Source organism: Acinetobacter sp. F-1 (genome assembly GCF_022869025.1).
Lineage (GTDB): Bacteria > Pseudomonadota > Gammaproteobacteria > Pseudomonadales > Moraxellaceae > Acinetobacter > Acinetobacter pseudolwoffii.
Genome location: NZ_JAJKFX010000002.1, coordinates 32558 through 45434, shown reverse-complemented (window position 1 = coordinate 45434; position 12877 = coordinate 32558). Strand labels below are relative to the sequence as shown.

General features: G+C 43.6%; 13 protein-coding genes. 7 read left to right on the top strand and 6 right to left on the bottom strand.

Annotation, left to right across the window (positions count from 1 at the left end; all coding sequences use genetic code 11):
• Positions 1 to 459 precede the first annotated feature (459 nt).
• The 3 genes from LOZ91_RS02105 (at position 460) to LOZ91_RS02095 (ending at position 3257) form a co-directional block, all read left to right on the top strand.
• Positions 460 to 1782, top strand: a complete 1323-nt coding sequence (locus tag LOZ91_RS02105; RefSeq protein WP_005097450.1) for an NCS2 family permease — start codon at positions 460 to 462, stop codon at positions 1780 to 1782.
• A gap of 76 nt (positions 1783 to 1858) precedes the next feature.
• Entirely contained in the window at positions 1859 to 2860 is a 1002-nt protein-coding gene (locus tag LOZ91_RS02100; RefSeq protein ID WP_100329011.1) for an adenosine deaminase, read from the top strand.
• A gap of 52 nt (positions 2861 to 2912) precedes the next feature.
• The gene (locus LOZ91_RS02095; RefSeq protein ID WP_074383303.1) at positions 2913 to 3257 is read left to right on the top strand and encodes a hypothetical protein; all 345 of its coding nucleotides are present in this window, start codon (positions 2913 to 2915) and stop codon (positions 3255 to 3257) included.
• A 57-nt stretch (positions 3258 to 3314) separates the two neighbouring features.
• On the opposite strand, the gene LOZ91_RS02090 is transcribed toward LOZ91_RS02095, so the two are convergent.
• Complete coding sequence (locus tag LOZ91_RS02090; RefSeq protein WP_100357721.1) at positions 3315 to 3866, bottom strand: cytochrome b; 552 nt, start codon at positions 3864 to 3866, stop codon at positions 3315 to 3317.
• A gap of 218 nt (positions 3867 to 4084) precedes the next feature.
• On the opposite strand from LOZ91_RS02090, the gene LOZ91_RS02085 reads away from it, so the two are divergent.
• Positions 4085 to 4456: a hypothetical protein gene (locus LOZ91_RS02085; RefSeq protein ID WP_005097446.1), complete on the top strand. Its 372-nt coding sequence runs from the start codon at positions 4085 to 4087 to the stop codon at positions 4454 to 4456.
• Positions 4457 to 4513: 57 nt separating this feature from the next.
• Complete coding sequence (gene rnhB, locus LOZ91_RS02080) at positions 4514 to 5107, top strand: ribonuclease HII (protein ID WP_244782592.1); 594 nt, start codon at positions 4514 to 4516, stop codon at positions 5105 to 5107.
• Positions 5108 to 5208: 101 nt separating this feature from the next.
• Here the strand turns inward: rnhB and csrA are convergent, their stop codons facing one another.
• The 3 genes from csrA to alaS all read right to left on the bottom strand — a co-directional run bounded on the left by csrA (position 5209) and on the right by alaS (position 9751).
• Positions 5209 to 5463 (bottom strand): carbon storage regulator CsrA, encoded by a 255-nt coding sequence (csrA, locus tag LOZ91_RS02075; protein WP_005097444.1) that lies wholly within the window; start codon positions 5461 to 5463, stop codon positions 5209 to 5211.
• Between the two features lie 249 nt (positions 5464 to 5712).
• Entirely contained in the window at positions 5713 to 6993 is a 1281-nt protein-coding gene (locus tag LOZ91_RS02070; RefSeq protein WP_005097443.1) for an aspartate kinase, read from the bottom strand.
• Between the two features lie 64 nt (positions 6994 to 7057).
• On the bottom strand, positions 7058 to 9751 hold the full coding sequence (gene alaS, locus LOZ91_RS02065) for an alanine--tRNA ligase (protein WP_244782591.1): 2694 nt from the start codon (positions 9749 to 9751) through the stop codon (positions 7058 to 7060).
• Positions 9752 to 10139: 388 nt separating this feature from the next.
• On the opposite strand from alaS, the gene gap reads away from it, so the two are divergent.
• A complete protein-coding gene (gene gap, locus LOZ91_RS02060) occupies positions 10140 to 11162 on the top strand; it encodes a type I glyceraldehyde-3-phosphate dehydrogenase (RefSeq protein ID WP_180097040.1) in 1023 nt (340 codons plus the stop codon).
• A 191-nt stretch (positions 11163 to 11353) separates the two neighbouring features.
• Positions 11354 to 11650, top strand: coding sequence for a hypothetical protein (locus LOZ91_RS02055; protein WP_180075041.1), 297 nt, complete (start codon positions 11354 to 11356; stop codon positions 11648 to 11650).
• A 43-nt stretch (positions 11651 to 11693) separates the two neighbouring features.
• On the opposite strand, the gene LOZ91_RS02050 is transcribed toward LOZ91_RS02055, so the two are convergent.
• Together LOZ91_RS02050 and LOZ91_RS02045 are read right to left on the bottom strand one after the other, a co-directional pair.
• Positions 11694 to 11993, bottom strand: coding sequence for an AzlD family protein (locus LOZ91_RS02050; RefSeq protein WP_005170250.1), 300 nt, complete (start codon positions 11991 to 11993; stop codon positions 11694 to 11696).
• The gene (locus LOZ91_RS02045; RefSeq protein ID WP_074383298.1) at positions 11990 to 12739 is read right to left on the bottom strand and encodes an AzlC family ABC transporter permease; all 750 of its coding nucleotides are present in this window, start codon (positions 12737 to 12739) and stop codon (positions 11990 to 11992) included. The genes LOZ91_RS02050 and LOZ91_RS02045 overlap by 4 nt, the downstream gene beginning before the upstream one ends.
• Positions 12740 to 12877: the final 138 nt, after the last annotated feature.

Sequence of the window (12877 nt, the reverse complement as noted above, 5' to 3'; positions counted from 1 at the left end):
CTCTAATCGGCATCGACATTAACACATGCATCAATTTTCTTTTTTTTCAATTTAGCGTAATTAATAAAATTAACTCAATAATAAATATAATAAAATATTAAAAATATTCGAATTAAATAGATTGATTTTAAATAAAGTATAAAATCAAAGAAGCAATCAGAAATCAATGTGTTATAATTTGCCACCTATAAAGATGAAGCAAACTTCATCTTTCTAAGCATTTGATTTATATCATTAAATAGAGCTGCATAAAAGTTATGCAGCTTTTTTGTTTAGATTTTTTGGGGTTTTTATAGCATAGCCCTGGGGCTGTAAGCTGTTCAAACATTTGAACCCGTCAAATGGCTATACTGGCATATTCGTTGCTAACACATCCTCAAAATAAATGAATTTTTTGTGAAATTTCATTTATTTGACGGCGTGCTTGAAGCATAAAGTTTACTCAATAGGGGCTAGGTCATGACGACTCCTAATCCATCTTCAGAAAATATGCTTGAACGTCTGTTTAAACTGAGTGAAAACAAAACCAGTTTCCGTACAGAAGTTCTGGCTGGTGTAACTACATTCTTAACCATGTGTTACATCATTATTGTCAATCCAATGATCTTGTCCGAAACAGGAATGGATCATGGGGCTGTCTTTGTAGCAACCTGTCTTGCAGCTGCGATTGGCTGTTTAGTCATGGGCCTGATTGCGAATTATCCAATTGCGCTGGCACCAGGCATGGGCTTAAATGCCTTCTTTACCTATTCTGTATGTCTGGGAATGGGGGTGCCTTGGCAAACCGCCTTGGGTGCAGTTTTTGTTTCAGGTCTGGTCTTTATTGCCATTAGCCTGTTTAAAATACGTGAAGCCATTGTCAATGCAATTCCAATGTCGCTCAAGCTCGCGATTGGTGGTGGTATTGGCTTGTTCCTGGCATTGGTTGCACTGAAAAATGCCGGAATTATTGTGGATAATCCAGCCACACTGGTGGGCTTGGGTGATCTGAAACAACCTTCTGTATTATTAGCACTTTTTGGCTTTTTGTTGGTTGTGGTAATGCACCAGTTTAAAGTCCGTGGTGCGATTATCATCAGTATTCTGGTGGTGACTGCCATTGCAACGGCACTAGGTTATAACGAATTCCAGGGTGTAGTGGGTCATATTCCATCGCTGGCTCCAACATTCATGCAAATGGATTTTGAAGGCCTCTTTACTGCCAGTTTAATTGGGGTGATTTTTGTTTTCTTCCTGGTCGATCTGTTTGACTCTACCGGGACGTTGGTCGGTGTTTCGCATCGTGCAGGTCTGTTAAAAGACGGGAAATTACCACGTTTGAAGAAAGCCTTATTTGCTGACTCATCAGCGATTGTTGCTGGTGCGGCACTGGGTACTTCTTCAACTACGCCTTATATTGAATCTTCTGCGGGTGTGGCAGCAGGTGGTCGTACCGGTCTAACCGCCGTGGTGGTTGGATTACTATTTATTGCCTGTTTATTCCTGGCACCGCTTGCACAATCAGTTCCGAGTTTTGCCACTGCGCCAGCATTGTTATTTGTTGGTGTGTTGATGATTCAGGGTATCGTCCATATTGACTGGGAAGATATTACTGAGGCAGTACCGGCATTTTTAACCATCGTATTTATGCCATTTACTTATTCGATTGCGGATGGTATTGCGATGGGCTTTATCAGCTATGCACTGATCAAGTTGTTGACTGGTAAGGCTGCGACTGTACCGTATATGGTCTGGATTATTGCCGTTCTATGGACGCTTAAATTCGCACTGTTTGGTGGCTAATTTTTCTACATTCAGAAAGGGTGTAAACTGAGTTTGCGCCCTTTTTTATTATTTAAAGGTTTCACGAGGAGAAGTGATGAACCGTCTTGAGTTGATTCGCGCTTTGCCAAAAGCCGAGCTTCATGTTCATATTGAAGGCACTTTTGAGCCTGAGCTAATGTTTGCAATCGCTCAGCGTAATCAGATTGCCATCCCGTATAAATCTGTCGAGGAAGTTAAGCAGGCTTATAATTTCCATAATCTTCAGTCCTTCCTGGATATTTATTATGCCGGGGCCAATGTACTGATCCATGAACAGGACTTTTATGACCTGGCTTGGGCCTATTTTGAAAAATGTGCCGAAGACAATGTGGTGCATACAGAAATGTTCTTCGATCCGCAAACGCATACCGACCGTGGAATTGCTTTTGCGACCGTCATCAATGGCCTGCAAAAAGCCTGCGATGATGCCAAGGCCAAGCTTGGAATCAGCTCACATTTGATCATGTGTTTCCTGCGTCATTTAAGTGAAGAGGCGGCCTTTGAAACGCTGGAGCAGGCATTGCCCTATAAAGACCAGATTATTGCGATTGGTCTGGATTCAAGTGAAGTCGGGCATCCACCTTCTAAATTTGAACGTGTCTTTGCCAAAGCGCGTGAAGCAGGGTTTTTGGTCGTAGCACATGCGGGCGAAGAAGGCCCGGCAGAATATGTCTGGGAAGCTCTGGATTTACTGAAAGTTAATCGTATTGATCATGGGGTGCGTTCAGAAGAAGATTCTGAGTTAATGCAACGGTTGATTCGCGAAAAAATGCCCTTAACGGTGTGCCCGCTGTCAAATCTGAAGCTTTGTGTGGTCGAGGATATGCAGCAGCATAATATCCGTCGTCTCTTGCAGCAGGGTGTCCATGTTACAGTCAACTCAGATGATCCATCCTATTTTGGTGGCTATATGAATGACAACTTTATTGCCATTGCTGAAGCGCTAGACTTGAGTAACGAGGAATTAAAGCAGTTGGCAACGCACTCCTTTGAAGCGTCGTTTATTCCAGAGGCTGAAAAAGAGAAATGGATCAACCAGATCCGTGCCTTGATTTAAGTTTTTACAAAAGGCAGAGTTCGCTCTGCCTTTATCATTTTTATAGGCCAATATGAAATTGAAAAGTTTAATTCTGCTCCTCAGCATATTGTTGATTTCTGCCTGTTCTAGTGCGGATATGACATTGACACAGCGTACTTTAAAACCTTTGATTGAATATCAATGCAGTAAAGAGCTGCAAAATTCCAAAGTTTGGAAAGTTTCGACCTACTTAATGCAGGACACCAGTAAAGTTGAACTTGAGAAAAATGTGTGTTCATGTGTGGGTGAGCATGCGTTAAAAGATGTGCCTGCCAAAACTTTGTTAAAAGCCACAGTTGATGAAGCAGCCAAAAAAGAACTGACGCAAAAAGCGATTGCAAACAGTCTCAGAAGTTGTCTCAAGGAATTTATTTAATGAAACAGCCTGCAAGCACAGACTGGAAACATTATTTAGCCCATATTAATGGTCTAATTATTTATCCTGCTGGGTCATACTTTTTAATACATGATCTTTATCGATAAAATGATGTTTAAAGGCTGCGGCAATATGGCCAACCAGTAGAACGCCGACTGCCCAGGAAAGCCAGATATGCAAGGGCTTAACAATAGCGGTCACAGCCGAGTTTTCGGCAATGAGGGGTGGCAGGTTAAATAAATACAGCACCGGTGCTGGATAACCCAAACTCCAGCTATACAAACAACCTGTAAGGGGTAGGGCAATCAGCATGAAATACAGCGCCAGATGACCAGCATGTGCCAACGTTTTCATCCGCGGTGACATACTCTCAGGCAGTGACGGTGCAGGATGGGTATAGCGCCAGAAAATCCGAACAACGAGCAGGAAAATAATGGTGGTTGCAATATTTTTATGCAGTGAAATCACATCACCCTTAAAGCTGCCATCAACGTCATAACTTAAAAAATTACCACTATAAAAACCGATGAGCCAGGCCGCAATAAAAATAACCGCCATGATCCAATGCAGCCATTGCGCTGTTCGTGTGTAATACAGTGATTTATTCATCTAGATATTCCGTTGCTCTTCAATAAGGCCGAACCTTAGCAAAGGGTGAATCAATTCAGCAATTCCAAATCTGCAACGCTATGGTGGCTTTCATGCAACATCTATTAAATTGGTTGGCTGTAGATTAAACATGCTTAGTGATTTTTAGATTTCTTATTCAGGTGAATTTCGGCACAATAGCGACAGTCTTCATCTATGAATGAATAAGGAATATATCTGTGAAAAAATTATTGGCTGTACTTGCGCCACTGACTCTGGTTTTATCAGCGTGTACAGCGACAGGCACTTCTGAGGCGCCAAGTACCACTCAACAACTGGGCGGCACTGCGCTTAAAATCGCGATCAATGCAAAATGCACCACTGAACTGAATAATATTCCAGCGTGGCAAACGGCAACACGTTTAATGACCACAACACAAAAGCAAAATATCCAGTCTGAAATTTGTGGCTGTGTCAGCGAAAAAGCACCGCAAAATGTGACAGCGGTTGATTTGGCGACTGCTGCGATTGATCCGGTGGCACGTACCACAATCGTGGGCAATGTGGTTGCAAAAACCATTAACGCTTGTGTGGCTGAAGCTGTAAACTAAGCCAGGATTAAATTGAAATAGGCTGACAGGTTCAGCCTATTTTTTATGGGAAATGACATGAAAATTGCTGGTGTAGATGAAGCAGGGCGTGGACCGCTGGTCGGTTCAGTGGTGGCGGCCGCGGTAATTTTAGATCCAAATAACCCGATTGAAGGTTTAAATGACTCTAAAAAACTGACTGAAAAGAAACGTGAAAAACTTTTTATCGAAATTCAGGAAAAAGCGCTGGCTTGGGCAATTGCTGAGGCGTCAGCAGCAGAAATTGATGAGCATAATATTCTGCAGGCATCCTTACTGGCAATGCGCCGTGCTGTAGAAGCTTTAGCGATTCAACCTAAGCATGTGCTGGTCGATGGCAATAAAGTCCCTCAGGGGCTAACGATGAGCTGTGACGCGATCATTGGTGGCGATGCTTTGCATGCAGAAATTTCTGCTGCCAGTATTCTGGCCAAAGTTACCCGTGATCATCAAATGATTGAGATGGATCTAAAGCATCCACAATTTGGTTTTGCCAAGCACAAGGGCTATCCAACCAAAGCACATTTTGAAGCGATTGCCTTGCATGGGGTGATTGATGAGCACCGTCGTAGTTTTGGGCCGGTAAAAAAGGTAGTTGCAGCATTGCTGGAACAGCAGGGCGCAGAACTTTAATTCTTATTTAATTTAAAGGTTCTGAATATTGAAATGTGTATTCATTAAAGTATAGATCAATTAAAAGCGGCTTCAAAGCCGCTTTATGATTTACACAAAAATTAACGGTTAAAGTTATTTTGTGTTTGGTTTTCATCTTCATACGAAGGTTGGAAATCCTGATCGATATGCTGAAGATGTTCATGCATTGCACGTTCATGCTGGATACGCTGGTAAATCTCTTCACGGTGCACAGAGACTTCTTTCGGAGCATTGACCCCAATACGAACCTGATTACCTTTTACACCAAGCACAGTCACGCTGACTTGGTCTCCAATCATTAAAGTTTCCCCGACACGTCGAGTCAAAATCAGCATGTTTCTCTCCTTGCAAAATGCAAAACCTGCAATCTATTGAATATAAAACAAAAACACAACCAAAAATTAAAAAATAAAATCTGGATAGAAATTCTGTCATCTGGGTGAAAGATTTTAATCTATCTCAGTTTTTCAAAAATCCTCAGGCTTAATATAACAGAGCCACTATAAAAAAAACTATAGTGGCTCTGAATTTTTGTAGAGATTTATAGAATACTGTCAAACAATGACAATATTTTGTCATTCCTCTTAAGCGCGTACGCTTGATTCACCTTGTTCGCGGTCTAGACCGAAGGCGGTATGCAGTGAACGAACTGCAAGTTCCAGATAGTTTTCTTCAATAATCACTGAAATTTTGATTTCAGAAGTAGAGATCATCAGGATGTTAATACCTTCAGCTGCCAGTGCGGTAAACATTTTGCTTGCAACACCTGCATGTGAACGCATGCCTACACCGACGATAGAAACTTTGACGATATCTGAACGGGTAGCGACTTCACGTGCACCAATTTCCTGAGCGGTTGCTTCGAGAATGGCTTTGGCCTTGTTCAATTCGCTGCGGTTGACTGTAAAAGTAAAATCAGTCGTACCATCTTCTTCAACGTTCTGGATAATCATATCCACTTCAACATTGGCATCACCAATCGGGCACAAAATTTTAGAGGCGATGCCCGGTTCATCAGGTACACCTAAAATCGTTAATTTTGCTTCGTCACGGTTAAATGCGATACCGGAGATAATTGGCTGTTCCATATTGTCTTCCAATTCAGTCGTAATAAGTGTACCCACGTTTTGCTTAAATTCTTCGTCGAATGCGCCATCATTGTCATTGTCGAAGCTGGATAATACGCGTAAAGGTACTTGATATTTACCGGCAAATTCAACTGCACGAATTTGCAGGACTTTTGAACCCAGTGACGCCATTTCAAGCATTTCTTCAAAGGAAATACGGTCAACTTTCTTGGCTTTGGGTGCAACACGTGGATCAGTGGTATATACGCCATCAACGTCTGTATAAATCTGGCATTCATCGGCTTTTAGTGCAGCAGCAATCGCGACACCTGAAGTATCAGAACCGCCGCGGCCTAAAGTGGTGGTATTGCCATGCTCGTCAAAACCCTGGAAACCTGCAACTACAAGTACACGGCCAGCATCCAGATTCGAGTTCAGGACTTCAGTATCAATTGATTCGATACGTGCCTTATTGAATGAGCTGTCGGTTTTCATGCCAACCTGGCGACCTGTCAGTGATTTTGCTTCAACGCCAATAGAGTTGAGCGCCATCGCTAACATAGAAATCGTAACCTGCTCACCCGTAGAGACCATCTGGTCTAGTTCGCGTGGGTCAGGGGTTTCGGTAATGGCTTTCGCGAGAGCAAGCAGACGATTGGTTTCGCCACTCATCGCTGATACAACCACAACCACCTTGTGGCCATGGTCATGCCAGCGTTTCACACGACGAGCAACATTTAAAATGCGCTCGGGAGTACCCATAGAGGTACCGCCATATTTTTGAACGATTAGTGCCATAGTTGTTCCATATAAGCCATGACCCTGATAGTCCTATCAGGGTCAGTTACACAAAATTGAAGTTTTATTTTGCTGCCAGCCAGGCAGTTAAATCTGCCATCACCGGAGCAAACTTCTCGTTAAGTGGCGCGCCACCTTGTGCCAAGTCAGGTTTACCACCACCTTTACCACCTAGCTCAGTTGCCAGATGTTTGATGATGTCACCCGCTTTTATAGATGCAGTAAAGTCTTTTGCTACAGATGCGATCAAGCTCACCTTGTCACCCTCTACACCTGCAAGCACAATGACTGCATTTTCTAATTTTGATTTCACACCGTCATGCAGGTTGCGTAGTGCTTTCGCATCCATATTTTCAACGGTTGTAATCAAGGTTACACGACCTGCAATGGTTTGAACTTGGCTTAGAAGTTCACCGGCTTGCAGGCTAGCAAGTTTCTGATTCAGTTGTTCGATCTGTTTTTGCAAGCCAGAGGCAGTATCAACCAGTGCTTCAACTTTTTCTAAAGTCTGGTCTTTTTGCGCTTTGAGCAAACCGTTAATCGTATTGATGTCACGATCGGCTTTTTGTGCAACTTCAACTGCTTTGGTGCCTGTCACTGCTTCAATACGACGTATACCTGCTGCAACACCACCTTCAGAAGTGATCTTGAACAGACCGATGTCACCGGTACGTTTTACGTGAATACCACCGCAAAGCTCGATGGAGAAATTTTTCTCTTCAATCACTGACCCCATTGACAATACACGGACTTCGTCACCGTATTTTTCGCCGAACAGCATCATCGCGCCTTTGGCTTTGGCAGATTCAATATCCAGCAGTTCAGTAGACACCGCAGTATTGGCAATTACTTCAGCATTGACCAGACGTTCAATTTCTTGCAGCTGTTCAAAGCTAACCGGTTGATCATTGGCAAAGTCAAAACGTAACACATCAGATGCGACCAATGAACCCTTTTGTTGTACATGTGAGCCCAGAATTTGACGCAGCGCAGCATGTAGTAGGTGAGTTGCAGAGTGGTTGCGTGCAGTTGCTGCACGAATCTCGGCTTGCACTGTTGCTTCTACATTTTGAGTAACTTTCAAGTTACCCATGGTCACGATGCCTTGGTGTACAAATGCACCACCAGATTTTTTCGTGTCCTGAACTTCGAAAATCCCGGTATAGTTTTTGAAAATACCTGTATCACCGATTTGACCACCGCTTTCTGCATAGAAAGGAGTCTGGTTGAGTACGATTAAAGCTTCGTCGCCTTCAACGACTTCATCTACTTGCTCGCCATCTTTATAGATTGCGATGATTTGGCCTTCGCCTGCAGTTGCATCATAACCATCAAATTGAGTTTCGCCTTCAACTTTGACAACACTGTTGTAATCGATCGCGAATTTACCTGCATCACGCGCACGTTGACGCTGTGCTGCCATTTCAACTTCAAAGCCAGCTTCGTCAATGCTTAAGTCACGTTCACGTGCGATATCCGCAGTTAAGTCCGTCGGGAAACCGTAAGTGTCGTAAAGTTTGAAAACCACTTCACCCGGAATCACAGAACCTTTTAACTGTGCCAATTCGCCTTCAAGCAATTTCAAACCTTGCTCAAGTGTTTTGGCAAATTGTTCTTCTTCTTTGAGCAGTTGAGCTTCGATACGTGCTTGTTGTGCTGCAAGTTCTGGATATGCTTCGCCCATCACTTCAATAAGCGGCTGCAACATTTTATGGAAGAATGAACCGGTCGCACCCAGTTTGTTACCGTGACGCACTGCACGGCGGATGATACGACGCAGTACATAACCACGACCTTCATTTGAAGGATTTACGCCATCAGCAATCAGGAATGAACATGAACGTGCATGGTCAGCAACCACTTTAAGTGAAGCAGGGTATTGTACAGGTGTGCCTTTTTCAGCCGCTTCAGCTTCAAGTGCAGTAGTATCCAGACCAATGATCTCAGCCGCAGATTTGAGTAAGTGCTGGAACAAATCGATTTCGTAGTTTGAGTTGACATGCTGTAAAACTGCAGAAATACGCTCAAGACCCATACCAGTATCTACAGAAGGCGCTGGAAGCGGATGAAGTACGCCATCACTCGTGCGGTTAAACTGCATGAAAACGTTGTTCCAGATTTCAATGAAACGGTCGCCATCTTCTTCAGGTGTGCCCGGCAGGCCACCCCAGATGTGATCGCCATGGTCAAAGAAAATTTCAGAACATGGGCCGCAAGGACCTGTGTCGCCCATCGCCCAGAAGTTATCTGATGCGTATTGACCACCTTTGTTGTCACCAATACGGATAATGCGAGATGCATCTAGGCCGATTTCTTTGTTCCAGATGTCGAATGCTTCGTCATCGGTATGATAAACAGTGGCATAAAGCTTATCTTTAGGTAGCGCTAACCAGTCATCGCCCGTCAAAAAATCCCAGGCAAATTTGATCGCATCACGTTTGAAGTAATCACCAAATGAAAAGTTACCTAACATTTCAAAGAAGGTATGGTGACGCGCGGTATAACCGACATTATCCAAGTCGTTGTGTTTACCACCTGCACGTACGCATTTTTGTGATGATACGGCACGGACATAATCGCGTTTTTCTAGACCTAAGAAGCAATCTTTAAACTGGTTCATACCCGCATTGGTGAACAGTAAAGTTGGATCATTGGCGGGTACTAGTGAACTCGACGCGACACGTGTATGCCCTTGCGATTCAAAGTAACGCAAAAATGCTTCACGAATTTCAGCTGATGTCATAAAACGAGTACTCACAACCAAGTCACTCCATAATTTCCGATTTGGCTAAAACACCACAGTCTGACAAGCACATGAGAGCTCTGCTGCAATGCGGGGCTTAAAAATTTAAAACGCCAAATTATAACGGAAAAAGCGGTATGCACCAATCATTTTAAAACCAATTGCCAAGGAATTATTGACTCGGGTTTAGTGCTGAATTCATAAAATGAATTTTCTATTCAGAACAATTCGGTTATATCCATCTATTTACACAGCATCAGAATTTTAAAAGATCTGAATACTGGGCGATGTATCAGAAATAAAATAATCGAAAATCAATATTTTCACTGAAGTTTTTCATGTACTGCGCAAGAAATCCTTTAACATAGAGGAGTTTTAAAATAGGCATATAAAAGGTTGAGTCATGCAACGAGTGGCAATCAATGGATTTGGGCGTATTGGACGTAATGTATTGCGTGCCTGGTTTGAAAATCCGAAAGATTTTAAATTTGAAATCGTTGCCATTAACGATATTGCTGATGTTGAAACCTTAATTCATCTGTTTAAATATGACTCAACCCATGGCCGTTTTCCGGGACAGGTAGACGTCAGCTATGATGCCGAACATATTTATCTGCATCTCAGCTATCAGGATGCCAGCTTAAAAGTTCAGGTTTTGTGTGAAGCCAACCCGGCGCAGCTTCCCTGGCAAAAACTTGAAGTAGATGTAGTGCTGGAATGTACCGGGCTGTTCCGTTCCCGTGCAGCTGCGACCCAGCATATTGAGGCAGGGGCGAAACGGGTGATTATTGGCGCCGCACCTTTTGATACTGTAGATGCTGCGATTGTGTATGGTGTCAATCATCACGAAGTCAAAGCCACCGACCAGATCATTTCCAGTGTGTCCTGTACCACTCAGGCCTTAGTACCGCTGGTCAAAATTCTCGATGATGCTTTTGGCATCAGCAGTGCGTTAATGACCGAAATCCATGCGGTGACCGCAGATCAATCTGTGCTGGATCAGGCGCATCGTGATTTGCGTCGTGCACGGGCAGCAGGACACAATATTATTCCCACCACATCTAGTGCGCTGGGTGCATTAAAGCGGGTTATGCCAAAAATGGAAGATCGGATTGACGGTTATTCAATTCGGGTGCCGACCATTAATGTCGCAGCAATTGATCTGACCTTTGTTTCCCAGTCACCGATTACCGATCACAAACTGAATGAAGTGTTAATTAAGGCGGCGCGACAGGATTTTGCAGAAATCATGTCAGTAACGGATGAACCTTTGGTGTCGAGTGATTTTAATCATTCCCCTTATTCCTTGATCGTTGACCTGACCCAAACCCTAGTGGTGGGGCAACAGGCCAAGGTCTTTGCCTGGTATGACAATGAATGGGGTTATGCCAACCGCTTGCTGGATTTATGTGAATCTTTTCATTAAGTTTGACTTTGCTAAGCCTGAAAAGTGCCGATATACGGTGCTTTTTTTGCTTTAAACATTCTTGATATGCGTTGTTTTAATAGAATTTGCGCGTAATTGATCGAAAAGCAGCGCGAGTGTTTGAATTATTTGCATCATCTGCATGATTTTTCGTTAAGATAAAGCCAATAAAATGAAATAAGAGCAAGCATATGATGTTGGTTTGGGGATTTATTATACTGCTCACATTGGCAGTGATTTTTCTAATCTGGCTGCAGTTCAATCAGAATGATGGTTCAGGTGTCATGGAGGGCGTGCCGGTAGAAGAGAAAGTCGCGCATCTGGAAGAAAATTTAAAAAAGACCCTGGAAATCATGCAGGACTTGGCTAAAAAAATGCATGTACAGCAGGAAGTGCTGGATCAGACTACAACCAAACTGCAGCAGGTCGAGTTGCAAAATGCAGAGCTGGTCAGCCTGCTCACCAAGGTCGTAGACCCACAGAAATAAACAGAATCCCTTTAGAAATCATATAAAGGATTCTGTTTGAGGGCTAGACAAGAAAAGTTCTTAAGACGGCTGCAGACACCATGCTGATGGCAACTGTGGGGAGCAAGCCAAAACGCGTAGCGGCAAACAGGGTTAAAGCCAAAGCGATCAGATCTGCAGGGTTGTCGCGTACAAAATACGGTGCGATGACTGAAATCAGGACACAGCCGGGCACAACGTCCATGATTTTACGCTGACGTTGTGTCAGCGTTTTATTTTTTAATAAGACATAGCCCAGAATCCGGGTCAGATAGGTGGTTGCCGCAATCAGCAGGATGGCCAGTAATGTACTCATCTCAATCATGCTTCCTCCTCACCAATCAAGAAAAAAGCAGACACAATGCCGGCTAGGGCACCTATCGGCACATACCAGCCAGCAGGCAAATATAAATAAGCCAGGGCAGCACAGATCAGGCTTACTAGCCATGGCCGGGCTGCACTCAAGCCTTTCCACATGCTTCGCATCAACACCAGAAATACAGCAGGAAAGGCCATATCAAAGCCCCAGCGGTTGATATCGCCTAAAACAGGTCCAAGCATCGCGCCCAGTGTGGTAAAACCGACCCACATCAGATAAAGACAGAAACATAAACCGGCATAGTAGGGCATGCTAAAAGCAGCCCGATAACCCCACTGCGCCTGTTTTCTTTGCGCATCCGCCAGACTTAAGGCCCAGCTTTCATCAACCATAAAAAACAGGGCCGGCAATACTTTGCGATTCGGGAGATGTTTTAAATACGGGACTAGGCTTGCACCCATCAGCAAATGCCGGCTATTCACCAAAAAGGTAATAAACAGCAGCATGAATAAATTGGGTGGACTGGTCCAGACTTCCAGAATGGCAAATTCAGAACCGCCGGCAAAATTGAGTCCAGTCAGCAAAGGCACTTCCAGCACACTGAAATTTTTCTGAATCGCAGTCGCACCTAGCACCAAAGCAAAGGGAATAATTCCTAAAAGCATAGGAATAGAATCTTTCATGCCGCGCTGAAATTCGCTGAAATCTGTATGCGCGAGCGCGGGCGTGCTGCTTTGTCTGAGCAAAAGCATGTCAGTGACCTGAGGACTTCAATATTGAACCGTATTTTATAGCGATAATCGGGCTATTTGCTGTTGTAGTGCATGCAATTTAAATTTGATTTGGAATTAAATTGCGCTAAATTGGCTTCAAGGAGTTTTAAATACTAA

Excerpts from the sequence above, each read along its gene's own strand:
- LOZ91_RS02055 (WP_180075041.1), top strand. The coding sequence starts at position 11,354 with ATGATGTTGGTTTGGGGATTTATTATACTGCTCACATTGGCAGTGATT.
- LOZ91_RS02100 (WP_100329011.1), top strand. The coding sequence starts at position 1,859 with ATGAACCGTCTTGAGTTGATTCGCGCTTTGCCAAAAGCCGAGCTTCAT.
- LOZ91_RS02070 (WP_005097443.1), bottom strand. The coding sequence starts at position 6,993 with ATGGCACTAATCGTTCAAAAATATGGCGGTACCTCTATGGGTACTCCC.
- csrA (WP_005097444.1), bottom strand. The coding sequence starts at position 5,463 with ATGCTGATTTTGACTCGACGTGTCGGGGAAACTTTAATGATTGGAGAC.
- LOZ91_RS02095 (WP_074383303.1), top strand. The coding sequence starts at position 2,913 with ATGAAATTGAAAAGTTTAATTCTGCTCCTCAGCATATTGTTGATTTCT.
- rnhB (WP_244782592.1), top strand. The coding sequence starts at position 4,514 with ATGAAAATTGCTGGTGTAGATGAAGCAGGGCGTGGACCGCTGGTCGGT.
- LOZ91_RS02090 (WP_100357721.1), bottom strand. The coding sequence starts at position 3,866 with ATGAATAAATCACTGTATTACACACGAACAGCGCAATGGCTGCATTGG.
- LOZ91_RS02045 (WP_074383298.1), bottom strand. The coding sequence starts at position 12,739 with ATGCTTTTGCTCAGACAAAGCAGCACGCCCGCGCTCGCGCATACAGAT.
- gap (WP_180097040.1), top strand. The coding sequence starts at position 10,140 with ATGCAACGAGTGGCAATCAATGGATTTGGGCGTATTGGACGTAATGTA.
- LOZ91_RS02050 (WP_005170250.1), bottom strand. The coding sequence starts at position 11,993 with ATGATTGAGATGAGTACATTACTGGCCATCCTGCTGATTGCGGCAACC.
- LOZ91_RS02105 (WP_005097450.1), top strand. The coding sequence starts at position 460 with ATGACGACTCCTAATCCATCTTCAGAAAATATGCTTGAACGTCTGTTT.